General features: G+C 52.4%; 2 protein-coding genes. Both read left to right on the plus strand.

The window, feature by feature from the left end:
* A partial coding sequence (locus Y887_RS19510) for a phage tail fiber C-terminal domain-containing protein (protein ID WP_170993396.1) occupies positions 1-293 on the plus strand: 293 nt, incomplete at its 5' end.
* A 1-nt stretch (position 294) separates the two neighbouring features.
* Positions 295-564 (plus strand): phage tail fiber C-terminal domain-containing protein, encoded by a 270-nt coding sequence (locus tag Y887_RS17430; protein WP_001024006.1) that lies wholly within the window; start codon positions 295-297, stop codon positions 562-564.
* Positions 565-725: the final 161 nt, after the last annotated feature.

Genomic DNA, 725 nt, shown 5'->3' on the forward strand with positions numbered 1-725 from the left:
GTGCGGCTGGCCCGGTAGGGGCAACCGGACCTCAGGGGCCGAAGGGCGACCCGGGGGAGACGCAAATACGGTTCCGTCTGGGGCCGGGAAACATTATTGAGACAAACAGCCATGGCTGGTTCCCGGATACAGATGGCGCACTCATCACCGGACTGACCTTTCTTGACCCCAAAGATGCCACACGGGTTCAGGGTTTTTTTCAGCATTTGCAGGTCAGGTTTGGTGACGGGCCGTGGCAGGATGTCAAGGGGCTGGATGAAGTGGGCAGTGATACAGGCAGAACAGGAGAATGACATGAATATTTTGAGAAAGCTTATGCAGAGTCTGTGCGGTTGCGGAAAGCATGATGACTGTGAAAACGGGCAGTCGCTTACAGCACAACTGCGACTGGGACCGGCAGACATTCTGGAGTCAGATGAGAATGGCATTATTCCGGAGCAGGACAGGGTAATCACACAGGTGGTGATCCTGGATGCAGATAAAAAGCAGATACAGTGTGTGGTAAGACCGCTGCAAATCCTGCGTGCTGACGGGACGTGGGAAAATATTGGCGGGATGAAATAGCCGACAGCTTCACAAAAACCGGAGCCCGGCTCCGGTTTTTGTTGTCATGTATAGGGGGGAAAATTAGAGAGGGAAGCAATAAACATGTTAATACGATGGGGGGAGGGATGCCGTGTAATTCTGGGTCAAGAGTTTTTTATGCCGGAAAATCGAAGGATTAT

The sequence above is a fragment of the Xanthomonas pisi DSM 18956 genome (assembly GCF_001010415.1).
GTDB lineage: Bacteria > Pseudomonadota > Gammaproteobacteria > Xanthomonadales > Xanthomonadaceae > Xanthomonas > Xanthomonas pisi.